At 71.2% G+C, this 22,691-nt stretch carries 17 protein-coding genes and 2 tRNA genes; 6 read left to right on the top strand and 13 right to left on the bottom strand.

The window, feature by feature from the left end; all coding sequences use genetic code 11:
- The first annotated feature begins 98 nt into the window (after positions 1 to 98).
- Both C6376_RS21770 and C6376_RS21765 read left to right on the top strand, forming a co-directional pair.
- Entirely contained in the window at positions 99 to 2,294 is a 2,196-nt protein-coding gene (locus C6376_RS21770) for an elongation factor G-like protein EF-G2 (RefSeq protein WP_107444969.1), read from the top strand.
- Between the two features lie 197 nt (positions 2,295 to 2,491).
- The gene (locus tag C6376_RS21765; RefSeq protein WP_107444968.1) at positions 2,492 to 4,153 is read left to right on the top strand and encodes a hypothetical protein; all 1,662 of its coding nucleotides are present in this window, start codon (positions 2,492 to 2,494) and stop codon (positions 4,151 to 4,153) included.
- 133 nt (positions 4,154 to 4,286) lie between these two features.
- Here the strand turns inward: C6376_RS21765 and C6376_RS21760 are convergent, their stop codons facing one another.
- Positions 4,287 to 4,847, bottom strand: coding sequence for an HIT domain-containing protein (locus C6376_RS21760; protein WP_107444967.1), 561 nt, complete (start codon positions 4,845 to 4,847; stop codon positions 4,287 to 4,289).
- Between the two features lie 67 nt (positions 4,848 to 4,914).
- Between C6376_RS21760 and C6376_RS21755 the strand changes: the two genes are divergently transcribed.
- Positions 4,915 to 5,592: a potassium channel family protein gene (locus C6376_RS21755; protein ID WP_107444966.1), complete on the top strand. Its 678-nt coding sequence runs from the start codon at positions 4,915 to 4,917 to the stop codon at positions 5,590 to 5,592.
- Positions 5,593 to 5,622: 30 nt separating this feature from the next.
- On the opposite strand, the gene thrS is transcribed toward C6376_RS21755, so the two are convergent.
- From thrS to C6376_RS21740, 3 genes are all read right to left on the bottom strand, one after another.
- Positions 5,623 to 7,599, bottom strand: coding sequence for a threonine--tRNA ligase (thrS, locus tag C6376_RS21750; RefSeq protein ID WP_107444965.1), 1,977 nt, complete (start codon positions 7,597 to 7,599; stop codon positions 5,623 to 5,625).
- A 117-nt stretch (positions 7,600 to 7,716) separates the two neighbouring features.
- Entirely contained in the window at positions 7,717 to 8,931 is a 1,215-nt protein-coding gene (locus C6376_RS21745) for a hypothetical protein (RefSeq protein ID WP_107444964.1), read from the bottom strand.
- Positions 8,928 to 9,494 (bottom strand): DUF4365 domain-containing protein, encoded by a 567-nt coding sequence (locus tag C6376_RS21740; protein ID WP_107444963.1) that lies wholly within the window; start codon positions 9,492 to 9,494, stop codon positions 8,928 to 8,930. Before C6376_RS21740 ends, C6376_RS21745 begins: the two co-directional genes overlap by 4 nt.
- A 168-nt stretch (positions 9,495 to 9,662) precedes the next feature.
- Here C6376_RS21740 and C6376_RS21735 point away from each other — a divergent pair, with 168 nt between their 5' ends.
- Positions 9,663 to 10,388 (top strand): 3'-5' exonuclease, encoded by a 726-nt coding sequence (locus C6376_RS21735; RefSeq protein ID WP_107444962.1) that lies wholly within the window; start codon positions 9,663 to 9,665, stop codon positions 10,386 to 10,388.
- A gap of 91 nt (positions 10,389 to 10,479) precedes the next feature.
- Here C6376_RS21735 and C6376_RS21730 read toward each other — a convergent pair.
- Positions 10,480 to 10,551: transfer RNA gene (locus C6376_RS21730), tRNA-Val, on the bottom strand.
- Between the two features lie 39 nt (positions 10,552 to 10,590).
- Positions 10,591 to 11,037 (bottom strand): SRPBCC family protein, encoded by a 447-nt coding sequence (locus C6376_RS21725; protein ID WP_107444961.1) that lies wholly within the window; start codon positions 11,035 to 11,037, stop codon positions 10,591 to 10,593.
- A 102-nt stretch (positions 11,038 to 11,139) separates the two neighbouring features.
- On the opposite strand from C6376_RS21725, the gene C6376_RS21720 reads away from it, so the two are divergent.
- The gene (locus C6376_RS21720; protein WP_254076006.1) at positions 11,140 to 13,512 is read left to right on the top strand and encodes an SCO7613 C-terminal domain-containing membrane protein; all 2,373 of its coding nucleotides are present in this window, start codon (positions 11,140 to 11,142) and stop codon (positions 13,510 to 13,512) included.
- 65 nt (positions 13,513 to 13,577) lie between these two features.
- Here C6376_RS21720 and C6376_RS21715 read toward each other — a convergent pair whose 3' ends face one another.
- From C6376_RS21715 to C6376_RS21685, 7 genes are all read right to left on the bottom strand, one after another.
- The gene (locus C6376_RS21715) at positions 13,578 to 16,313 is read right to left on the bottom strand and encodes a Tat pathway signal sequence domain protein (RefSeq protein ID WP_107444959.1); all 2,736 of its coding nucleotides are present in this window, start codon (positions 16,311 to 16,313) and stop codon (positions 13,578 to 13,580) included.
- A gap of 93 nt (positions 16,314 to 16,406) precedes the next feature.
- Positions 16,407 to 17,006, bottom strand: a complete 600-nt coding sequence (locus C6376_RS21710) for a hypothetical protein (RefSeq protein WP_107444958.1) — start codon at positions 17,004 to 17,006, stop codon at positions 16,407 to 16,409.
- A 10-nt stretch (positions 17,007 to 17,016) separates the two neighbouring features.
- Entirely contained in the window at positions 17,017 to 17,892 is an 876-nt protein-coding gene (locus C6376_RS21705) for a carbohydrate ABC transporter permease (RefSeq protein ID WP_107444957.1), read from the bottom strand.
- Positions 17,889 to 18,845, bottom strand: a complete 957-nt coding sequence (locus C6376_RS21700; protein WP_107444956.1) for a carbohydrate ABC transporter permease — start codon at positions 18,843 to 18,845, stop codon at positions 17,889 to 17,891. Before C6376_RS21700 ends, C6376_RS21705 begins: the two co-directional genes overlap by 4 nt.
- A 14-nt stretch (positions 18,846 to 18,859) precedes the next feature.
- Positions 18,860 to 20,149, bottom strand: a complete 1,290-nt coding sequence (locus C6376_RS21695) for an ABC transporter substrate-binding protein (protein WP_107444955.1) — start codon at positions 20,147 to 20,149, stop codon at positions 18,860 to 18,862.
- 1,033 nt (positions 20,150 to 21,182) lie between these two features.
- Positions 21,183 to 21,254 (bottom strand) — tRNA-Val (locus C6376_RS21690).
- A 129-nt stretch (positions 21,255 to 21,383) separates the two neighbouring features.
- Positions 21,384 to 21,845, bottom strand: coding sequence for a TIGR02611 family protein (locus tag C6376_RS21685; protein WP_107444954.1), 462 nt, complete (start codon positions 21,843 to 21,845; stop codon positions 21,384 to 21,386).
- Positions 21,846 to 22,036: 191 nt separating this feature from the next.
- On the opposite strand from C6376_RS21685, the gene C6376_RS21680 reads away from it, so the two are divergent.
- Positions 22,037 to 22,450: an SsgA family sporulation/cell division regulator gene (locus C6376_RS21680; protein WP_004002642.1), complete on the top strand. Its 414-nt coding sequence runs from the start codon at positions 22,037 to 22,039 to the stop codon at positions 22,448 to 22,450.
- Positions 22,451 to 22,691 lie beyond the last annotated feature (241 nt).

Here is a 22,691-nt window from a genome sequence, read left to right as displayed (position 1 = left end):
CTCGAAGGACCGCGGGCGTCGCCGGAGCCGCCATCGCACGCGGGGCCGTCGTGCCCGCGCCCCCAGTGACCTCACCGTGCACGGGAGGCAAGGAAAAAATGGGCGACAAGGCGAACGCACACCCCGGAGCCGCCGGCAGGGCTACGGCGGCCGACCAACCCGCGTCCGTACGGAATGTGGTGCTGGTCGGCCACTGCGGATCGGGCAAGACGACGTTGGTGGAAGCCCTCGCGCTGACCGCGGGGGCAGTGAACCGGGCGGGCCGCGTGGAGGACGGCGGCACCGTCTCGGACTACGACGAGATCGAGCACCGGCAGCAGCGCTCGGTGCAGCTCTCGCTGGTGCCCGTCACGTTCGACGGCATCAAGGTCAACCTCCTCGACACCCCCGGATACGCCGACTTCGTCGGGGAGCTCAGGGCCGGTCTGCGCGCCGCGGACGCGGCCCTCTTCGTCGTCTCGGCGGCGGACGGCGTGGACGGGTCGACCCGCATGGTCTGGGAGGAGTGCGCGGCCGTCGGCATGCCCCGCGCGATCGTCGTCACGCACCTGGAGGCCGCCCGCGCGGACTTCGAGGAGATGACGCGGATCTGCGCGGAGGCCTTCGGCGCGGACGACCCGGACGCCGTCCTGCCGCTGTACCTGCCGCTGCGCGGGCCCGAGGGGCCCGACGGACACGCGCCGGTGACCGGGCTGACCGGCCTGCTGTCCCGGACGCTGTTCGACTACTCCTCCGGCGAACGCAGGGAGTCCGAGCCAGACGAGGAGCGGTTGCCGGCCATCGAGGAGGCCCGCAACCGGCTGATCGAGGGGATCATCGCCGAGAGCGAGGACGAGACCCTCATGGACCGGTATCTCGGCGGCGAGCAGATCGACGTCAGGACGCTGATCGACGACCTGGAGCGGGCCGTCGCGCGAGGCGCCTTCTTCCCCGTCCTCGCGGCGGCCCCCGCCGCCGAGGGCGCCCGGCAGGGCCTCGGCACGGTCGAACTCCTGGAACTGGTCACCCGGGGCTTCCCGACGCCCTTGGAACGCGAGGCGCCGCAGGTGACGACGGTCGACGGCCGGCCACGGGAGCTGAAACCGTGCGATCCGGACGGTCCGCTGGTCGCGGAGGTCGTGAAGACCTCCTCCGACCCCTACGTCGGCCGGGTCTCGCTGGTCCGTGTGTTCTCCGGGACGCTGCACCCCGACGAGACCGTCCACGTCTCCGGGCACGGCCTCGCCGACCGCGGTCACGAGGACCACGACGTCGACGAGCGCATCGGCGCCCTGTCCGCGCCGTTCGGCAAGCAGCAGCGGGCCCTGACCCACTGCATCGCGGGCGATCTCGCGTGCGTGGCGAAACTCGGCCGCGCGGAGACCGGCGACACCCTCTCGGCGAAGGACGACCCACTCCTCATGGAGCCCTGGCAGATGCCGGACCCGCTGCTGCCGCTGGCCATCCGGGCCCACAGCAAGGCCGACGAGGACAAGCTGTCGCAGGGCCTGGGCCGACTGGTCGCCGAGGACCCCACGATGCGCCTGGAGCACAACCAGCACACCCACCAGGTGGTGCTGTGGTGCCTGGGCGAGGCGCACTCCGACGTCGCGCTCGAGCGGCTGCGCTCCCGATACGGCGTCCAGGTCGACGTCGTCCCGCACCGGGTCTCCCTGCGCGAGACGTTCGCGGCGAAGTCCGCCGGGCGCGGGCGGCATGTGAAGCAGTCCGGCGGGCACGGCCAGTACGCCGTCTGCGAGATCGAGGTGGAGCCGCTGCCGGGGGGCTCGGGCATCGAGTTCGTGGACCGGGTCGTCGGCGGTTCGGTGCCGCGGCAGTTCATCCCGTCGGTCGAGAAGGGCGTCCGGGCGCAGGCGGCCAAGGGGGTGGCGGCAGGGCATCCGCTGGTGGACGTGCGGATCACGCTGCTGGACGGCAAGGCGCATTCGGTGGACTCCTCCGACGCCGCCTTCCAGACAGCCGGCGCACTGGCCCTGAGGGAGGCGGCCGCCGACGCGAGGATCCATCTGCTGGAGCCGGTGGCCGAGGTGTCCGTGCTGGTGGGCGACGAGTACGTGGGCACCGTGATGAGCGACCTGTCGGGGCGGCGCGGACGCGTGCTGGGCACCGAGCAGACCAGCGGGAGCCGCACGCTCGTGCGGGCCGAGGTGCCGGAGATCGAGATCGGCCGGTACGCGGTCGATCTGCGCTCCCTCTCGCACGGCACGGCCCGCTTCCACCGCGCGTACGCCCGGCACGAGCCGATGCCTCCTCAGGTCGCCGAGAAGGTGCGTCAACAGGCGGAGACAGGCTGACGCTTGGTGCCGCACCGGTCCCAAGTGGCCGGTGCGGCACCATGCGGAGGACTTTCTTCCGGTTCGGCGGACGGCTTCGGTCGTCCGCCGACGGATGTCGGTGCCTGCCGATACGCTGATGACCTGATCAACAGGTGTGCGGAGCACGGAAGTCGGGAAAGCCGCAGAAGCGAGAGCAGCGGCGATCGGGGGCGGGAATGACCGTTGGCAGCGGTTACGCGGACATCTTCGGACCGCAGGTGCCGCAACAGGGCGACGGAGGGCAGACGCCGACGTTCGGCCTGGCGTCGGCGGCCTACCGGGACAACCCGGTCGACGACATCAAGAAGGCCGACAACGAGTGGCACCAGACGGCGGTCAACGGCGGCCGCAGCTGGGCCCGGATCTTCCGGCCCAACCTCGGCGAGGCGTTCTCGCAGGCGGTGATCGACCGCATGCTGGGCGTCGGCCGCAAGCCGCTCATCCAGTCGTTCGGCAGCGAGCCGCAGGTGGTCGTCGAGCACTGCCTCGCCGCGAACCGCATCCGCCGGGAACGCGACCAGAAGCTGACCGGCGTCATGCTGCTGTGCGGCCTGCTGTTCCTGCCCGGCCTGCTGGTGTGGCTGCTGGTCTTCCAACTGCGGGCGAGCATGGGGAAGCTGGACGACAAGCGGGTCTCCGGCCTCGGCACCGGTCTGCTCGTCGCCATGGGCGCGCTCGCCGTGCTGTTCCTGGTCAAGATGCCGTTCACCGGCGTCGTGGGGTGGTACGCGCGCGGGTGCGTCGTGGCGCCCGTGGTCGGCTGGTTCCTGGCCAAGCGGATCTGCGAGGGCACCGCGGTCGACCTTCGCGAGCGCTGGGACAGCCTGCTGTCCGGCGGCAGCGTCGGCGCCAAGGTCCCCGAGGCCGTGCCGACCAGCCCGAACCAGACGGCGGCGGAGCAACTGCGTCAGTCCCTGGCCCGGCTCAGCGCGGAGCAGCAGTCCAACTCGGTCTTCTACGCCGGCCCCAAGGGCATACTCGGCATGGGCACGCGGTGGGGGGCCTGGCACCTCGCCGAGGAGCTGGTGCCGAGCGACCCGAACAAGGGTGTGCACGAGTTCCGCAGCTGGACCGTCGTACGCGCCATCCACGACCAGCTCTCCGTGCTCAACCGGCAGAGCCTGAAGACCGGCGGCTTCCCGCCGCCCACGGTCCGGCACTGGATCGTCACCCCGGTCGGCGAGAACGCCAAGGCGGTCGCGCGGCCGGAGGGCACCGACGTCGAGGCGTACCAGGTCAAGCCGCGGGCCATAGAGGACATCTGCAACAACCAGCAGTTCGGCGGCGGCGACCGGCACTACCTGGGCGTCCAGTGGCCGCTGTGGGACGGCCAGTTGATCATCACCATGCTGATCACGGTGACGGTGCTGCACGAGACGCTGCGCATCGAGGTCACCGGACACGCCCTGGGCCCGGTGAACGGCCTGTTCACCACCAAGCCCGAGGCCCCCACCAAGGAGGTCGCCAAGAGCGTCCGGTTCTGGGAGACCCGGACGATCAAGCTGCCGCTCGTCACCGCCGACGAGGTGGTCCGGGTGGCCGCGCGCGCCACGATCAGCTGGTACCCGCCGCTGCTGAAGTGGCTCGGCGGCTCGATAGGCCTGCCGGAGCCCTTCGGCCTGCGGCACGCCTGGGCGGACCAGCCCTGGCGTCATCGTTTCATGGCCGACGACGCCCTGCGGGCGGCCACCCCGGTGCTGCGTGTGGTGCACTCGGCCGCGCTCAAGGTGCTCAAGGAGCACGACGTGAACATCGACAAGTTCACCTCGCGGTCCTCGATCCTCAGCGGTGCGGTCCAGGACGTGGCGCCGAGGAAGGCGGACAGCTACGACGCGTAGGCCTCCGGCGGCCGGCCGGAGGCGCGCGGGCGGTGGGGTGGGCATCCCCGGGGGCTGCGCCCCCAGACCCCCGCGGCCGGCCCTGAAGGGGCCTCGACCTCAAACGCCGGACGGGCTGACACGGTCACCTGTGTCAGGCTGTCGGCCAGGCTTCGGCCAGCATTTTCCTGGTGTCGGCCAAGAGCTGCGGCAGCACGCGTGTGTGTCCGACCACCGGCATGAAGTTCGTGTCGCCGCCCCAGCGGGGCACGATGTGCTGGTGCAGGTGGGCGGCGATCCCGGCGCCCGCGACGGCGCCCTGGTTCATGCCGATGTTGAAGCCCTGCGCGCCGGACGCGAGGCGCAGGGCCGTCATCGCCTGCTTGGTCAGCTCGCCCAGCTCGGCGGTCTCCGGCCCGGTCAGGTCGGTGTAGTCGGCCACATGACGGTAGGGCACGGTCATCAGGTGGCCGCCGTTGTACGGGTAGAGGTTCAGCACCGCGTACACGTGCTCACCGCGGTGGACGACCAGGCCGTCCTCGTCGGACTTCGCCGGGATGGAGCAGAACGGACAGCCGTCGCCGGCACCGGGGCCGGTCGGCTTGTTCTCGCCCTGGATGTAGGCCATCCGGTGGGGCGTCCACAGGCGCTGGAACGCGTCCTGCGTCCCCACTCCGATCTGCTGTTCCGGCTCACTCGTCATGCAAGGCAGCATATGGCTTCGCCCGTTCGCGGCGTGTCGCCGGGGCTGCGGGCAACGGCTCGCGCGCCAAGCTGGGCCCATGGACGCCAGCAGCCGCACGGTCCGCGACGACAGCCGCCTGGCAGGGTGGGAGGACCGCCTCGAGCTGCCACTCGCACTCGCCTCGTTGGTCTATCTCGGCGCGTACGCCCTCCACGTCCTCGCCCCGGGCATGCCCGCCGTCCTGCACAACGTCTGCTTGGCGGTGCTGTACACCACGTGGGCGGCGTTCGGCGTGGACTACGCGGTGCGCTGGCGGCTCAGCGGACGGGGGCCGAGCTTCGTGCGGACCCATGGGCTGGACACCGTCGTGCTGATCCTGCCGTTGCTGCGCCCCCTTCGGATCGTGAAGGTGTACCAGGCGATGGCGCGCCGACGCGACGAGCCGCGACTCTCGCTCTACGCACGCGTGGTCGCCTACGCCGGGCTGGCCACCCTGCTCCTCGGCTTCTCCGGCGCTCTGGCCGTCTACCAGCAGGAGCGCGGTGCGGCGGGGGCCAGCATCCGCACGTTCGGCGACTCGCTGTGGTGGACCGCGGCCACTCTGACGACCGTCGGGTACGGGGACGTCGTGCCGGTGACGCAAGCGGGCCGGATCATCGCCGTCGGCATGATGGCCTGCGGTCTCGCGCTGCTGGGCGCGGTCACCGGCTCGTTCTCGTCCTGGCTGCTCCAGGTGTTCTCACGGGAAGGCGACGAGCGGGCCCCGGGGAGCTGATCGGCTCTCCCGGGGCCCGGCCGCGCCGGCTCAGACCTGTGTCCGCTCCTCCACGACCTTCGCGATCTTCGCGATGGCCTCGTCGAACGGGATGCCGTTCTCCTGGGAGCCGTCGCGATAGCGGAAGGACACCGAACCGCCCGCCATGTCCTCGTCGCCCGCGATGACCATGAAGGGCACCTTCTGCTTCTGGGCGTTGCGGATCTTCTTCTGCATCCGGTCGGAGGAGGAGTCGACGTCGACCCGCAGCCCCTGCTTCCTGGCCGCCGCGGCGAACTTCTCCAGGTAGTCGACGTGCGTGTCGCCGATCGGGATGCCGATCGCCTGCACCGGGGCCAGCCACGCCGGGAACGCGCCCGCGTAGTGCTCCAGAAGCACCGCGAAGAACCGCTCGATCGACCCGAACAGCGCCCGGTGGATCATGACCGGTCGCTGCTTGGAGCCGTCCGGCGAGGTGTACTCGAGCGCGAAGCGCTCCGGCAGGTTGAAGTCGAGCTGGATGGTCGACATCTGCCAGGTGCGGCCGATGGCGTCCTTCGTCTGGACGGAGATCTTGGGGCCGTAGAAGGCGGCGCCGCCCGGGTCCGGGACCAGGGGCAGCCCCTGCTTCTCGGCGACCTGGCGGAGCGTCTCGGTCGCCTCCTCCCAGACGTCGTCCGAGCCGACGAACTTCTCCGGGTCCTTGGTGGACAGCTCCAGGTAGAAGTCGGTCAGGCCGTAGTCGCGCAGCAGGCCGAGGACGAAGGTGAGCGTCTTGTCGAGCTCCTCCGCCATCTGCTCGCGGGTGCAGTAGATGTGCGCGTCGTCCTGGGTGAAGCCGCGCGCGCGGGTCAGGCCGTGCACGACGCCCGACTTCTCGTACCGGTACACGGTCCCGAACTCGAAGAGGCGCAGCGGCAGTTCACGGTAGGAGCGGCCGCGCGCGTCGAAGATCAGGTTGTGCATCGGGCAGTTCATGGGCTTGAGGTAGTAGTCCACGCCCTCGTCGAGCTGCATGGGCGGGTACATGCCGTCGGCGTACCAGTCCAGGTGCCCGGACTGCTCGAAGAGCTTCCCCTTCGTCGCGTGCGGGGTGTAGACGAACTCGTAGCCCTCCTCCTCGTGACGGCGGCGGGAGTAGTCCTCCATGACCCGGCGGACGACGCCGCCCTTGGGGTGGAAGACCGCGAGGCCGGACCCGATCTGCTCCGGGATGGAGAACAGGTCGAGCTCGGAGCCCAGCTTGCGGTGGTCGCGCTTCTCGGCCTCGGCGAGGAAGTCGAGGTGCGCCTTCAGCTCGTCCTTGGTCGGCCACGCGGTGCCGTAGATGCGCTGGAGCATGGGGTTCTTCTCGCTGCCGCGCCAGTAGGCGGCCGCGTTGCGCATCAGCTTGAACGCCGGGATGTTGCGGGTGGTGGGCAGGTGGGGACCGCGGCAGAGGTCCTTCCAGCACAGGTCGCCGGTCCTCGCGTCGAGGTTGTCGTAGATCGTCAGCTCGCCGGCCCCGACCTCGACGTCGGCGCCGTCGTCGGAGGAGGCCGAGCCCTTGAGGCCGATCAGCTCCAGCTTGTACGGCTCGTCGGCGAGCTCCTCGCGGGCCGCCTCGTCGGTGACCACGCGGCGGGAGAAACGCTGACCCCGCTTCTGGATCTCCTGCATCTTCTTCTCGACGGCCTTGAGGTCCTCGGGCGTGAACGGCTTGTCGACGTCGAAGTCGTAGTAGAAGCCGTCCTTGACCGGCGGGCCGATGCCCAGCTTGGCCTCCGGGAAGAGCTCCTGCACGGCCTGGGCCATCACGTGCGCGGTGGAGTGGCGCAGGATGTTCAGACCGTCCTCGGAGGAGATCTCGACGCCCTCGACCTCTTCGCCGTCCCGCAGCACGTACGCCAGGTCCCTGAGCTCGCCGGCCACCCGCGCGGCGACGATCGAGCGCTCGCCGGCGAAGAGGTCGGCGGCCGTGGTGCCCGTCGTCACCGTGCGCTCTTCCCGCTCGGAATCGCGTTGGATGATCACACGGACGTCTGACACCGGTCTCTCCTGACTGAAGGCGGATGCGGGCGCCGTACCGTGGGCGCGCGCAATAGGGGATCGTACCGACCCGCACCCGCCGACCGCGAAATCAGCCCCCGCCGTCCCGGCCGGTGGCTACTCCCCGCCGCAGGCCTCCTCGAAGAAGTCGACGTTCTCCTGGAGGGACTTCAGCAGCCGGTCCCGCTCCTCCTCGTCCACCTGTACGGGGACGACCCCGCACGCGCCGGTGACCCTGCGGAACCCGCCCCGGCTCTCCAGCCGGCCGCGCACCCGCACGGGCAGCCCCACCAGGTGGGCCTGTCCGGCGATGCGGTAGTCCTCCTCGTCGAGGGTCAGCCGGACGTGCGGGATCTCGGCGCCGGCCAGCACCCGCAGTCGCACGCTGCCCTCGCCGCGCGGCCCCGACCGGCGCATCCGCACCACCGTGCCGGTGATCCGCACCGGCACGGAGGGCTCCTCGCGCAGATAGCGGGCGCCCGCCTCGCGCAGCACGGGCAGGTCGCCGGGCGAGAACTCGACCGGCTCGCCGCCGGGGGCGCAGTCCTCGGGGACGCCGGCCGCGGGCGCCCATTCGACGGCGATCCGGGCACCCTGGGTCCCTCGCACGAGGGTGATCAGCGCCTCGGTCAGCTCGCGGCTGGCGCCCGCCTCCACGGCGCCGTCGAAGGCGTCCATGGCGCCGGCCGCCCGCTGGTAGTCGATGGCCTCGCGCACGGCGTACAGGGCCTGGTGCAGCCGGACGGCGAGCGGGCGGGCGCCGGCGACCGGCGCGAAGGCCGTGAGACGACGCCCACCGGCCGCGGAGCCCACGAGGACGCCGTCCAGGGTCGCGAGGGCGGCGCGCCGGTGCCGGGCCCCGTAGTAGCCGGCACGCGCGCGCGTGGCGAGGGCGCCGGCCAGCAGCATCTGACGGGCCGCGCCGCGCAGCTGTTCCTCGACGGCCCAGGAGGCGGCCCCGGCGGGCCCGTCCGGCGCGTCCCGCCACCAGCGGATCTCGTCGCTGGGCACGGCGAGCCCGAGCAGCACCTCGCGGGCGCCGCGCGTGCCGCTGCGGGCGAGCGCCAGGAGCGCTTCCCCCAGCAGGTCGTCGCTGTCGGGGAAGGCCCGGCTCTCCGGCACCAGCAGGCTCGTCCCCGCGCCGCCGGGGCCGGGCGGGGTCCAGCGGCCGTAGCGTCCGGCGGCTCCGCCGCGCCGCTGCCAGCCGTGCCGGCGCAGCAGGGCGCCGAGGACGGCCGGGTCGACCTCGCCGGTCTCGGGGTGCCGGTTCCACTGGGCCTCGGGGTGCGGCCGCACCGGCCGCAGGCGCTCGTCCAGGGGGCGGTGGGTCACGGTCTGCCTCCCGTCCCGGCTCGCGTCATGATCTCGCACAGCGCCCGGTCGTCGAATATGCGTGCGGTCGGTATCCGCACGGTGGTGCGGGTCCGGCCGGTGATCGGGTGGCCGGCGAGATTGACCCAGTAGCAGCAGTGCCGCAGGTCGAGGCGGTCGTGGCCGGCCCGCAGCCACTGGTCCCGCACCCGGGGAACGATCATCACGACCAGGATCTTGTGCACCGTCACGGGGGTGCGGGCGAGCTTGCGCAGGTGGTCGTTGTCGAGGGTGAAGGAGAAGGAGTGGCCGGGCGGGTCGGGCCGCACCTGGTAGGTGGCCTTCAGCTGCACCTTGATGGTGACCTCGTCGTCGACGGTGTGCCCGGGAGCGCTGTGGCTGACGTGCCAGTCGATGCCGTTGTCGGGGAAGGGCTGGGACAGCGAGCATCCCGCGGCGGCCGCGACGGCGTGCAGATAGCCCACCTGCAGCGTCTCCATGCAGGCGGTGGTGGCGAGCGTGCCGCGTTGGACGCCCGCGCGCTCGGGCAGCAGCCCGCTCCGCTCGGGCTGCGCTATCGCCATGGCCAACAGCCTTCCCCGCAGAGCCGTTCCCCGTGACGGGCCGCTGAACTGCAAAGACCCGTACTCGTGTTGTGTCCTTCCGGCGTACGGCGCAAACAGCCCGGGTATCACCAAACTGGCAGAAGACGGTGCGTCAGCTGACGTGGGTGAACGAGGGGTTGGATTGCTATGACGTACTGGTACGAGGGCCCTCTGGCCGCTTTTGACACGGAGACGACGGGTGTCGACGTGGAGACCGACCGGATCGTGTCGGCCGCCCTCGTCGTCCAGGACGCACCGGGGGCGCGGCCGCGGGTCAGCCGATGGCTGGTGAACCCGGGCGTGCCGGTGCCCGCGGGGGCGACGCAGGTGCACGGACTGACGGACGACCACCTGCAGCGCAACGGCCGCTGGCCGGCGCCGGTGATGTTCGAGATAGCCCAGCTGCTCACCGAACAGGCAGCCGCTGGACGCCCGTTGGTGGTGATGAACGCACCGTTCGACCTGACGCTGCTCGACCGCGAGCTGCGCCGGCACCGGGCCTCGTCGCTGGACCACTGGCTGGACTCGACGCCGCTGCGGGTGCTGGACCCGCGGGTCCTGGACAAGCAGCTGGACCGCTACCGCAAGGGGCGTCGCACGCTCACCGACCTGTGCGCGCACTACGACGTGACCCTGGCGGAGGCGCACGACGCGGCGGCCGACGCGCTGGCCGCCCTCGAGGTCGTCCGCGCGGTGGGGCGCCGTTTCGCCGCCCGCCTGGAGCGCCTGTCCCCGGCCGAGCTGCACGCCCTGCAGACGTCCTGGCATGCCGCTCAGGCGCGGGGGCTCCAGGCGTGGTTCGCGCGCAGCGGGTCGCCGGAGACGGTGGACACCTCGTGGCCCCTGCGACCCGAGATGCCGGCAGCGGCCTAGGCATCCGTCCCGGGGCGTGCGCGGCGACTCGTCCGGCCTGCGTCCGGGCACGAAAAAGCCGGCCCGCTCGATGCGGACCGGCCTCTCCCGGTGGGCGATACTGGGTTCGAACCAGTGACCTCTTCGGTGTGAACGAAGCGCTCTCCCACTGAGCTAATCGCCCGGGAACGCACCGAACAATACAGGTCCCCGCACGCTTCCTTCAAACCGCTTCCAAGTACGCGGTCAGGCCGCGCCGCCCGGCCCGCATCATCAGCCGGTGGTTCAGGCGGAACACCGGCCGTCCGGGCACGGCGAGCCGTCTCAGGAGCGGCTTGTTCACCTCGACGGCCTGGTCGTAGCGGGCGAGGCTGCCGCAGCCGTCGGCGGTGACGGTCCAGCGCGCCCAGCCGTCGATGTCGCCGGACAGCGCGGTCTGCAGGATTTTGGCCGCGGGATCGCGCCGCACCGCACGCGCGGTGAAGGTCAGGTCGTACGGGAGGAGGGAGCGGACGCGGATGACGCCGGTCGTGTCGTCGATCCGGTTCACCTCGCGCACCTGGGGCCACCAGCGCGGGTAGTCCTCGGCTCGCTCCAGCACCTCGTACACGCGCGTGGGCGGCGCGTCCAGCGGCCACAGGCTGCAAAAGCGGTAGCGGGTCCAGTCCATGCGCCGAGTGTGCCCGCCCTGGGGGCGGCCGGCCGCATCTGAGTACGTCCCTGAGTACGTGCGCTCATGCCCGTGTACGTGACGCGAGCCACACTCCCAGGCATGACGCATATTCCGCCCCCGGCCGACGAGCTGCGGTTGCTCGACGCGGAGCTCTGGCAACTGGACGCCCGCCGCGCTCAGTTGCTGACCCGTCGCGCCTGGCTGGTCGCCGCCCTGCAGCAGGCGGCGGCCGGTCCGGTCCGGCCGACCGCGCCGGGACCCTCGGCGCCTCGGGTTCCGGCCGCCCCGTCCGAGGCCACCGCGCCGGGCGTGCAGAACGTCCTCCTCCTGCTCGGCGGCATCCTGCTCACCGTCGCGGCGATGGTGTTCACTCTGGTCAGCTGGGGTCATCTCGGGATCGTCGGCCGCTCCGCGGTGCTGGGCGCGGTCACCCTGGCGGTGCTGGCCACGCCCGTGCCGCTGCTGCGGCGACGGCTGCGTTCGACCGCCGAGGCGGTCGCGGGCCTGGGTCTGGCCCTGACCCTGCTGGACGCGTACGCCCTGCACGAGGCCGCGTTCCCGGCGGCGGACGGGACGACGTACGCGGCGCTCACCTTCACCGTGCTCGCGGCGCTGTGGGCGCTGTACGGCACGGCCCTTGCCGCGCTGCCGGACTCGGCAGCGCTGCGACTCCCCCGCCCGGCGGCCCTGACGGCGGCTCAACTCGTGCTGCCGCTGTGGACAGTGAGTGGCGACGGCGGTCCGCACGCGCTCACGGCCGCGGTGCTGCTGACGGCCGCCTTCGACGCGACGGCCGCGCTGCGGGCGTCCGAGCGGACCGTGCGTGTGGTCGCCGTGGTGTGCGCGGCCGGGACGGGTGGCTGGGGCGTGCTGACGGCAGGCCTGCTCTCGGTGGACGCGACCGGTCCGGGCGCCGCGGCACGGGCCGCCGCGCTCCTCGCCCTGGCGGCGGTGATCGCCCTGGGGGTGACCCGGTTCGCCCCGGGGCCCGGCCTCGCGGCGGGCACGGCCGCGGCCGGCGCCCTGTGCACGGTCGTCGGTCTGGGCGGGGTCCTGCGGGTGTCGCTGCCCGGCGACTGGACGGTGCCGGCCTATCTGGCCTGCGGGATCGCGCTGTTGGCCGGGGCCCGGGGACCGGAGGCGGTGCGCCGGGGCTTCTTCGGGGCCTCCGGCGCCGTGCAGGCGGGCGCGGTGCTGTGGTCGGTGCCGGCCGTCGGCGTCGCGCTGCTGGGGCCGGTCTCCTGGCTCGGACGCGTGTGGTCCGGCGCTCCCGCCGACGCCCGTGCCGCGGCGGCGAGCGACGTGTTCTGGCCGCCGTACGCCGTCACGGTCCCTCTCGTCCTCCTCGCGGTCGCCGCGGTCACGGCGACGGCGGTGCGCGACGAGGAATGGCGGCGCAAGGCTCGCACCGCCGCGCTCGCGCTGACCTGGGCCGCGGTGTTCGTCACCCCGGCGGCCCTCCAACTCCCCTACGTCGTCGGTCTGTCGGTGCAGGGTGTGCTGACGCTGGTCCTGCTGGCGCCGGCGTCGCGGACGGCCACCGCGCTCGCCCTGGGCTCGTCCCTCGGTCTCGCGTTCCTCTCGCTGGCCGCCGAACCCGCCACGCTCGCCGTGTTCGGCTCACTCACCGTGGTGTGCGCGGCAGCCGCCCGGCGCGGGCGCTCTGCGCCGGTGACCGCGGCCGCCTCCCTGGGCTACGCCACCGCCCTGGCCTGCGCGGCGGGCGCCGCGGACGGCTGGCGGCCGGAGCACATCGCGCTGCTGGTGCTGGTGGTCCCGGCCGTCGCGGCGCTGATCGCGGCCCGGACCGGCGACACGGCCACCACGCTCGCCGTCGAGGCGACGGGCGCCGTCGCGGGCCTCGTGGCCATCGGCCTCGCGGTGTTCGACCTGCCCCTGCTCGCCCTGGTGCTGTCGCTGTGCGCGGTGATCGCCGCGGGCACGGCCGTCCGTGCGGACCGCCGTTTCGCCGCCCACGTGGCCGCGGTGCTCTTCGTCCTGGCCTCGTGGGTACGACTGGTCGACTGGCGGGTGGACACGCCGGAGGCGTACACGCTGCCGGTGACCGTCCTGGCGCTCGTCGTGGGCGTCCTGCGCCGGCGCAAGGACCCGCAGACGTCGTCCTGGACGGCGTACGGACCCGGCCTCGCCGCAACCCTTGTGCCCAGCCTCGCCGTCACCTGGTACGACCCGGAGTGGACCCGCCCGCTGCTGCTGGGCGCGGCCGCTCTGGCGCTCACCCTGTCAGGCGCCCGGCGCCGGCTCCAGGCGCCGCTGGTGCTGGGCGGCTCGGTGCTCACGCTGGACGCGCTGCGCCAACTCGCCCCGTATCTCGCCCAGGTGAGCGACGCGCTGCCCCGCTGGGTGCCTCCCGCCCTCGCCGGACTGCTGCTGCTCGCGCTCGGTGCGACGTACGAGCAGCGACTGCGGGACGTCCGGCGGGTGCGGGAGGTGCTGGACCGCATGCACTAGGCCCGGTGGCGGGAGTCGTCCCGGGGGCCGCCCCGGGACGACTCCCGGGACGGATCGGGTGTCCGTCAGGGCATCTTGTCGCCGAGCAGTGCCAGGTTCTCGATGGCGGCGAGGCCGTAGAGCGCGGTGTCGTTCGTGGCGACCCAGGTGGCCTCGCTGCCCGCGACGAGGGTGGCGGGCCCGCTGAGCGGCTCCGTCTTCCACGGCGAGGACTCGGTGTAGCCGTCGGAGCCGTAGAACTTCGTCCACGCCCGCTTGGCGAGCGCCGCGTCCCCGGTCTGGACGGCGGCGTAGGCGTCGAGACGTGAGTGTCCCTGGAAGAGCAGCAGGGTGCCGAAGTTGGAGCCGTAGCGTGCCGCCTGTTCCGCCTTGGTGGCGTTGAAGTAACGGCAGTAGTCGAAGTAGGCCTCGTTGAACTTCGGCATGTCGACCAGGTGGATCAGCTCGGCGCACAGCTCGTTCAGGCCGAACACGGCCGACAGGTGGGACACCTCGACCTTGGGCTTGTCGGCGACGGCGAACCTGCCGGTGTCCAGGTCGTACAGGCCGCTGCCCTGGACGAACCCGTTGGGCTGCGCGGCGATCGTCTCCATGGTCGACAGCACGCGTGCCTTGGCCTTCTGCCACTTGGGGCCCTTGCGCTCCCACTCGGTCAGCCAGGCCGACACCAGACCGCTCCAGTCGGTGCCGAAACCGATGGACAGGGCGTGCCGGTCCGGTGTGTAGGGCTCGGTACGGATCTTGCGCAGCGGGTCGAGGGCGAGGAACGTCTCGTCGGAGTCGACGTTGGCGTGCATCAGGTCGCCGACGCGCTCGTCCGCCGTCAGGAAGTAGTAGTAGCGGCGGTAGGTGGTGTTGGCGATGCGCTGCTGCTTGGCGCTGTCGGCGTAGTGCTGGACGCCGTGCCGGGTGCCCAGGCCCGCCCACTTGCCGAGGTGGTAGACGTCGACCTCGCCGGTGTGCCGGGTCATCGCCTCGGCGAAGCGGAAGATGTCCGCACGGCCGCTGCGCAGGTACGCGAGCCACAGCCAGAGGTCCGGCGACAGCTCCGAGTTGTCCCAGGCGTACCCGCCGATGTCGTACCGCCACTGGTGCCGGACGGTGTCATACGTGTGCATGATGTCGCCGTAGTCCCAGAAGCCGTACCAGCGGCGCTGCTCCACCTGGCCCTTGTAGTAGGTGAAGAGGAAGTCGAGGTGGTCCTCGATCTTCGCCTTGGCGGGGGTCGAGCGGTCCGGCTCGGAGTACAGGCCAGGCCCGAACACCTTGGCCTTGATGAGCTGCCGGGGCGGGGCCGCGAGCTGCGGCAGCACCCGGACGGCCTCGACCTGTTCGGCGAGCTTCTCGGGCGTCGGCGTCGACTCGTTGGCCCAGAAGAGGAGTTCGGAGGTGCGGGCGATGCCGTAGGGGGTGCCGAATCCGGGCTCGTAGTCCTCGTAGGTGATATTGAGGCCCTCGAGTTGTTCGGGGAAGGTGTCCTGACCCATGCCGTCGTGGTAAAAGCGCAGGTCCATGGGCTGCGCTTCGGGCGACCAGAGCCAGAGGGTGACCTCGGCGGCGTCGGTGTGCGCGTCGCGGATGTCGAGCTGGGCGGGGTGCTTCTCCCAGAAGTCCCGCAGGCCGAAGGAGAACCCGCCGCTCACACCGCCGACGTATCCGAAGCCGGAGGCCCGCCTGCCGCCGCCGGCGCCGATCCAGCCGTGGCCCTTCTTGGTGCGCTTGCGCAGGGTGAAGCCGTCGGCGGACAGCTGGGAGAGCGTGTAGTCACCCCACTCGGGGATGTACTGGAGGCGGGTGGTGACCCGCTGGTCCCAGGTGGCGGGGTCGGGCAGCTTGCGGCCCGCGTACTGGGCGGCCTGCACCGCCGCGCCGGGGTCGCGCCGCAGTCCGGTGATGCCCTTGACCGCCTCGCGCAGCAGACCGGTGCCCTCGCCGCCGATGCGGACGTGCCGGTCGTAGGACTCGTCGCGCATCGGGACGGTGAAGCGGACGCCGAGGCCCCTGATGAAGTCGCCGCTCGCCTTGCCGGGCTCCTGCTTTCCGTCGTAGGTGATGGTGTGCACCATGCGGAAGGAGTCGGCGCCCGCGTAGAAGTAGAGGCGGATGGAGAACGGCAGCCAGCTGCGGCTGCCCTTGCGGTGCTTGCCGTCGATGCGGACGACAGCGCGGACCGGCCCCGACTGCTCGACGGTGACGCCGTCGACGGCGCCGTCGAAGCGCTCGGTCTTGACCGTGCCCTGGTCCTCGTCCTCGATCTCGGGCTGCCGGATCAGCACCAGTCGGCCGTTGCGGGCGATCTCCGTGGAGCCGCGGGTGACGGACTTGATGAGGGTGGCGCCCGACGTGCCGATCTTCGCCGTGATGACGCCCGTCGACACGTCGATGGTGCCGCCGTGCTTGTCGACGGTGACCTTCTGCGTGGGGGCGGCGGGGGCGCCGGCGGCGAGGGTGAGCTTGCCCGAACCCGAACTTACGGCGTGCGCGGTCCACTTGAGGGAGCCGTCGGGCCAGTAGGCGATGGGCCAGGACTGTACGGGGACGTCCTTGCCCGCGGCGTCGGTCAGCGCGAAGGTCTGGTCCTCCCGGTACGCACCCATGGGCCAGGGCACGCCGAGGGTGGAGCCGGGGGCGGCGCCGAGGCCGCCGTCCTCCAGCCAGTCCAGGGTCACCGGATCCGTGTCCGCCGCCGCGGCTCTCGGCGCGGCCTCGGCGTCCTTGGCTCCCAGGGCCCAGCTGAACTGCGCGGCGGCGCCGGCGACGGCGGCCGCCTTGAGGAGGGACCTGCGGGGGATGGGGGACATGGCCTTTCCTTTCCGTGCGAAAAGCAAGGTAGTCAGGGGCATGACAGAGAGAGGCGCGGCGCCCATGGCGCCGACCTGGTGGGGGCACCGCCGTCAGCGGTGCCGGTACCGCTGCTCGACGGCGACGGCCGCCGCCGCGACGGCCCCGAGGACCGGGACCGCCAGTGGCAGGACGAACAGGGCGGACAGGGTGACGACGGCCAGCCCGCAGACGACCAGGAAGGATCCGGCGGGGTCGAGCACGGTCCGCCGCCCGGCGTCCGCGACCAGCACCCGCCAGGCGGAGCCCGGGATCCAGACGGCCGCCGCGCGCAGCAGGGCCACGGCGAGCCCGATCAGCGCGAGGACGCCGACGGCTCCGACGAACGGCCCTCCGGGCAGACCGGCCCGCACGGCCAGGACGTCCGTCCAGACCGCGGCGGCCGCCGCCCAGCCGGCCAGACCGACGGCCCACCCGCCGCGTACGGCCGCCCGGAAGTCCGCGGCGAACTCCCGCAGCCCGCCGTTCTCGTGGCGCGTGCGGCGTCGCAGATGCCGTGCGCCGGCCGCGAAGGCCGCGGGATAGGTGACGACCCCGATGCAGGCCACGGCGATCCACACCCCGGTGAGCAGACACTCGGCGAAGACCGCGAAACGCTCGCCGAACACCGACTCCTTGCGCGTGGAGCGCGCCTTCACCCCTGTCTGCGCCATGGTGGCCGCCTCAGCCCTTCAGTCCGGAGGTCGCCATTCCGTCGATGAGATAGCGCTGGAAGGCCATGAAGAAGGCGATGACCGGCACCAGCGCCACCAGCGACATCGCGATCATGCTGCCGTAGTTGGAGATGCCCTCCTGGTCGCGGAACATCATCAGACCCAGTGAAACGGTGTACTTGGAGGGGGTGTTGAGGTAGATCAACGGCCCCATGAAGTCGTTCCACGCGTTGATGAAGGTGAAGATGGCGCTGGTGATGAGGGCGGGGCGGCTCAGCGGCAGCACGATGGACCAGTAGGTCCTCAGGTGCCCGCAGCCGTCGAGCTTGGCGGCCTCGTCCAGCTCCCGCGGCAGCCCGCGCATGAACTGCACCATCAGGAAGACGAAGAACGCCTCCGTGGCCAGGAACTTGCCCGCGACGAGCGGCACGAGCGTGTCGATGTAGCCGAGGTTGCGGAACAGCACGTACTGCGGGATGAGCAGCACGTGGTACGGCAGCAGCAGAGTGCCGATCATCAGCGTGAACAGCAGGTTCCGGCCGGCGAACCGGATCTTGGCGAAGGCGTACGCCGTCAGCGAGCTGGACAGCACCACGCCGACCACGGCCAGGACCGCGTACAGCAGCGAGTTGGTGAAGAAGCTGCCGACGGAGATGCCGGAGATGCCGTCGGCGAGCCCGGAGAAGTTGGCCCAGACCGGCTTGGCAGGCAGCAGGTCGAGGCTGGCGATGATGTCCTTGCTCGGCTTGAACGAGGCGCCCAGCACCCACACCACCGGGTAGAGGACGACCGCGAGGACGAGCAGGGCGCCCACGTGCCAGGCGAGGGAGCCGGCGCGCCGCCGCTCACTCGCGCTGCGCACGACGGGACTGGTGGCACTGGTCACTTGGCGGCCTCCTCGTAGTGCACCCACTTCTTCTGCGACCAGAACAGGACCGCCGTGACGAGCGCCACCGCCACCACCAGCGTCCAGGCCATCGCGGAGGCGAAGCCCATCTGTGCCTCCTTGAAGCCCTTCTGGTACAGGTAACAGGTGTAGACGAGGGTCGCGTCGGCCGGTCCGCACCGGGTGTCGGAGACCACGTACGCCGAGCCGAACACCTGGAACGCGTGGATGGACTCCAGCAGCACGTTGAAGAACAGCACCGGGGAAATCATCGGCAGGGTGATGTTCCAGAAGCGCCGCAGAGGGCCGGCCCCGTCCATCTCGGCGGCCTCGTACAGTTCCTGCGGCACCTGCTTGAGCCCCGCGAGGAAGATGACCATGGGCGCGCCGAACTGCCAGATGCTCAACGCAACCAGGGAGTACAGGACGTAGTCCGGGTTGCCGATCCAGCCGCCGACGTCGACCCCGAAGACCTTCTGGGTACGGTCCACCACGGCGTCGTCGGAGAACAGCGCCCGCCACACGAAGCCCACGGAGACGCTCGCGCCGATGAGCGACGGCATGTAGAACGCGGCCCGGTACAGGGCCTGTCCCCGCCGCTTCTGCGCGAGCAGCAGCGCGACGCCGAGGGCGAGGAGCAGCTTCAGGGGTGTCGCCACGACGACGTACTTGAGTGTGACCTCGACCGACTTCTGCCAGCGCGGGTCCTGGAACATCGTCGTGAAGTTGTCCAGACCCACCCACTTCGGCGGCGTGAACAGGTTGTAGCTGGTGAACGCGTAGTAGAGCGACGCGATCATCGGCCCCGCCGTGAGCAGCAGGAACCCCGCGATCCACGGCGACATGAAGAGATAGCCGGCGAGGTTCTCGCGGCGCCGCCCACGCCGCCCGGCGGCGGGAGCGGCGGACCGCTTCTTCGCCGGGCGCACGGGCGCTTCCTTGACGAGCGTCATGCTGGTACGTCCCCTCAGCCCGCGAACGCGGCCTTGGCCTCGCTGAACAGCGCCTTCGCCGCGTCGGCCGGCTTGGTCTTGCCCTGGGCGACCTCACCGCCGATGCGCAGGAAGGCCGCCTCGATGACGTCCGCGCCGGACGGGTGCGGGGTGATCTTGCCGAGGATTCCCGCCTTGGCGACCTCGTCCTCGTAGGCCGCGACGCCCTTGTTGTTGGGGTCGGTCGGCTTGAAGGCGTCGTACTGCTCGGTGGTGGCGAGGATGCCGCGGTCATAGCCCATGATCTTGCCGACCTCGGGATCGTGGACCATGAAGTCGATGAACTGGGCGACTTCCTTCGGGTGCTTGGTCCCGGAGAAGGCGCTCAGCATCAGCGAACCGAGGTACTGGCCGGTGTTCTTGCCGTCCGTGGTGGGGATCGGCGCGAGCCCGTAGTCGGAATCGCCCTCGCCCTGATAGCGGATCGAGAAGTTGTCCCAGGTGAATTCGGAGGCGGCGAGGCCCGCCGAGAGACCGGACTTGGGCTTGGCCTGCTCGATCTTCTTGGGATCGGCGACGAGACCGGACTTCACCCTCTTGTAGCCGTCCTCCCACCACTGGGTCAGGTCGGCCTCGGTGAACCCGAGGGCGCTGTCGGTGAAGAAGGCCTTGCCGTTCTGCCGCAGGTAAAGGTCGTAGAGGTACATGATGGCGAAGTAACCGGTGTCACCGGCGATCTTCGACTTGTCCTGAATCGTCTGCAGCGCGGCGAAGTACTCGTTCCAGGTCCAGCCGAACTTCGCCTCGACGCCGGCCTTCTTGAAAGCCTTCTGGTCGATCACGAGCGCCATGGTGTTGGCGCCGACGGGTATGCCGATCTGCTTGCCGTCGACCTGACCGTTCGCCAGGACGCCGTTGCGGAAGTTCTTCAGGTTCAGGTTCCCCGCGTCCGCCTGCGCCTTGAGGTCCATCAGAACGCCGCGCTTGTCGTACTTACGCAGGAATCCGACCGCATTCTGGAAAACGTCCGGCGGATTCCCGCCGGAAGCCTGGGTCTGGAACTTCTCCCAGAACGCCTCGTAGTCGGTGAATTCGGGCTTGATCTTGATCTTCGGGTACTTCTTCTCGAAGAGCGCGATCGCCTTCTTGATGGCGATGGTGCGCGGCTCGCCGCCCCACCACGCGTAACGGATCGTCACCGTCCCGTCCGCCGAGGTGCCGCTGTCTCCCCCGCACCCCGTCGTCGCGGCCAGCCCGAGCGTGGCCGCCGTGGCTCCGGCCGCCTTCAGGATGGTTCGCCTCTCAACATTCCTGCTGGTTCCCACAGTCGGGCCCCTCCCCGCAGCGTCATCGCTTGCATGAATCGTTTCAAGAAAGCGCTTGCTGGCACAAGGTACGAGGGGCTTGAGGGAGCGTCAATGATTCGGACAGGAATTTCTTGTGAGCGGGCAACGGGGCCGGGCGCGGTCAGGTCCGTCGACCACTGGTCCAAGAGCCGTGAACTCCCTGGTCAGACAGGGCAGTTCGGAGAGCCGAACGTCAGGCGCGACCAGTGTCAACACGCACGGGCCGCCGAAATCCGGCTGCGGGAGCGGGACATGGGAGACGTGCGGGGCGAAGGCCACTGCCCGGGACGGCAGTTGAAGGACGACCTCCGCGAGAGAAGGTGCGGCCCGGATCGAGGAGGGGCGTCTGCGGGCCGGGGCCGGAGGAGCGAGGGGACGGTCCAGGCGAGGGCCGCTGCGCGGGCGGCGGTGGGCCATGGGGCGGGGGCGAGCCGGCGCGGACTCCTGGACGGGCCACGAAGGCCGCCGGACGGGCGAGGCGCCGGCGCCAGGACGGAGCGACCGTCGTCGGACCAGCAGCCGACGGCCCCACGCTGCGGCGACACCGCCCGGCGGCCGAGACCGGCGCCAGGACGGGGCGAGGGCCGTCGGCGGGCAGAGGCCGGACAAGGTCGCTCGACGGCGTGAAGACGCGCAGGCCGCCGCCGGGGCGGGGCCGTCGGCTCGAGGAGGGACAGCCGGTGGGGTGGGTCTCGCCGGGCCGGGCCGTCGCCTTGAGGAGGACAGCCGGTGGGGTCGTCGGCGTCACGCCACTCGGAGCCGCCCGGCCCGAGAGAGGGGCCGCCACCAGGGTGGAGCAACGAGGTTCGTGCGTGCGCGGGGGCCGCGGCCGGCCCCTGGCGGGGTGGGCAGCCCAACCGCGCGGCCTGCGGGTTTCCCGAGGCGGGGGCGCACCCGACGGAGGCCTCGAAACCCACCGCTGCCCGTCGAGCGGCCACATGGACGATGCGCCGGTGGCTTCGAGAACGACCTCGGCCCGTCTGCGGGATTCGCAGACAGGCCGAGGTTCCGGTGGGCGATACTGGGTTCGAACCAGTGACCTCTTCGGTGTGAACGAAGCGCTCTCCCACTGAGCTAATCGCCCGGACGCAGGAAGAACATTACCCCATGTCAGGGGGTGGCCGTGACCAGGGACAACCCGCCGTTCAGCGGTGCCGGGGCGGGCCGTGGACCGGCGATCGCACGGACTTCGCCGCCCGGGACGGACCGACGGTCACTGATCCTTGATCTTCCAGGGCATGGTCAGACCGAACTTCCACAGATAGAAGCCCACCAGCGCGCCGATGATCACCAGACCGACCGACGTCAGGATGATGTTGCGGCGCCGGACCCTCGGATCGAGAGCGCGCTGTGCCGCCTCGGTGACCTTGCGTTTGGTCCAGCGCAGAACCAGCTGGGCCCAGACGAACTCGGTCGCCCAGATCGCCATGCCACCGAAGATCACGACCCAGCCAGGTCCGGGCAGCGGAAGCATGACGATGCCGGCGCCGACCACGGCCAGGCCGATGACGAAGACGCCGACCTGCCAGCTGAGGTGCAGCATGCGGCGCGCCTTGACGAATTCCGGCGCCCGGGAGCCGAGCCCCTGCCCGTGCCGGTCGTTCGCCGTGCCCTCCGGCACCGAGTCGTCCGCGGCCACGAAGGCCTCACCCGGCTCGTCACTCCCCGTGTTCATACAGCCAGACCCTACCCGAGAGATTCCAGTCACCGGAATGGTGGTACTTCGCGAACGAGCTGTCGGCCGGATGAGTTACGTAAAGGCACGCAAAACACGCAGAGGGGTTTACAACGGCACCGTAGGTGGCATGTCGATTTCGCCGACGTGCGAATCCCCGAGCGCACACTGAGCGAAAGGCCCTGGCGCTTATGAACACCACGGTCAGCTGCGAGCTGCACCTGCGCCTCGTTGTGTCGAGCGAGTCCTCCCTGCCTGTCCCCGCAGGCCTGCGGTACGACACGGCCGACCCCTACGCCGTGCACGCCACCTTCCACACCGGAGCCGAGGAAACCGTCGAGTGGGTGTTCGCCCGCGACCTCCTCGCCGAGGGCCTGCACCGGCCCACGGGCACCGGCGACGTCCGCGTCTGGCCGTCGCGCAGTCACGGTCAGGGCGTCGTCTGCATCGCTCTGAGCTCCCCTGAGGGCGAGGCCCTGCTCGAGGCCCCGGCGCGGGCTCTGGAGTCCTTCCTGAAGCGAACGGACGCAGCCGTACCTCCGGGTACGGAACACCGGCATTTCGATCTCGACCAAGAGCTCTCGCACATCCTGGCGGAGAGCTAGGGCGAGGGGCTCAGACCGAGCCGCCCGGCGCCGTCCAACTCGGGGAGACGGCTCGGGCCAGACCATCGCACAGAGCATGCGCCGACGCCGCTCCACGGGCACCCGTGGAGCGGCGTCGGCGTGCGTGCGTCGATGTGCGCGCATCCTGGAGGCGGCCTGGCGGACCTTCGCGGGAACGGCCTGCGCCGGCCTGTCGGGCGCGGGCGGAGGCCACGGCCCCGGGCCCCCGGAACCGGCCGTA

This window comes from Streptomyces sp. P3, from assembly GCF_003032475.1.
Lineage (GTDB): Bacteria > Actinomycetota > Actinomycetes > Streptomycetales > Streptomycetaceae > Streptomyces.
The sequence above is the reverse complement of the archived record's forward strand: the minus strand, read 5'-3'. Positions and strand labels throughout refer to the sequence as shown.

Coding starts and splice junctions, on each gene's coding strand:
- C6376_RS21770 (WP_107444969.1), top strand. CDS start 99: ATGGGCGACAAGGCGAACGCACACCCCGGAGCCGCCGGCAGGGCTACG.
- C6376_RS21765 (WP_107444968.1), top strand. CDS start 2,492: ATGACCGTTGGCAGCGGTTACGCGGACATCTTCGGACCGCAGGTGCCG.
- C6376_RS21760 (WP_107444967.1), bottom strand. CDS start 4,847: ATGCTGCCTTGCATGACGAGTGAGCCGGAACAGCAGATCGGAGTGGGG.
- C6376_RS21755 (WP_107444966.1), top strand. CDS start 4,915: ATGGACGCCAGCAGCCGCACGGTCCGCGACGACAGCCGCCTGGCAGGG.
- C6376_RS21740 (WP_107444963.1), bottom strand. CDS start 9,494: ATGGCGATAGCGCAGCCCGAGCGGAGCGGGCTGCTGCCCGAGCGCGCG.
- C6376_RS21735 (WP_107444962.1), top strand. CDS start 9,663: ATGACGTACTGGTACGAGGGCCCTCTGGCCGCTTTTGACACGGAGACG.
- C6376_RS21725 (WP_107444961.1), bottom strand. CDS start 11,037: ATGGACTGGACCCGCTACCGCTTTTGCAGCCTGTGGCCGCTGGACGCG.
- C6376_RS21720 (WP_254076006.1), top strand. CDS start 11,140: ATGACGCATATTCCGCCCCCGGCCGACGAGCTGCGGTTGCTCGACGCG.
- C6376_RS21715 (WP_107444959.1), bottom strand. CDS start 16,313: ATGTCCCCCATCCCCCGCAGGTCCCTCCTCAAGGCGGCCGCCGTCGCC.
- C6376_RS21710 (WP_107444958.1), bottom strand. CDS start 17,006: ATGGCGCAGACAGGGGTGAAGGCGCGCTCCACGCGCAAGGAGTCGGTG.
- C6376_RS21700 (WP_107444956.1), bottom strand. CDS start 18,845: ATGACGCTCGTCAAGGAAGCGCCCGTGCGCCCGGCGAAGAAGCGGTCC.
- C6376_RS21685 (WP_107444954.1), bottom strand. CDS start 21,845: ATGAACACGGGGAGTGACGAGCCGGGTGAGGCCTTCGTGGCCGCGGAC.
- C6376_RS21680 (WP_004002642.1), top strand. CDS start 22,037: ATGAACACCACGGTCAGCTGCGAGCTGCACCTGCGCCTCGTTGTGTCG.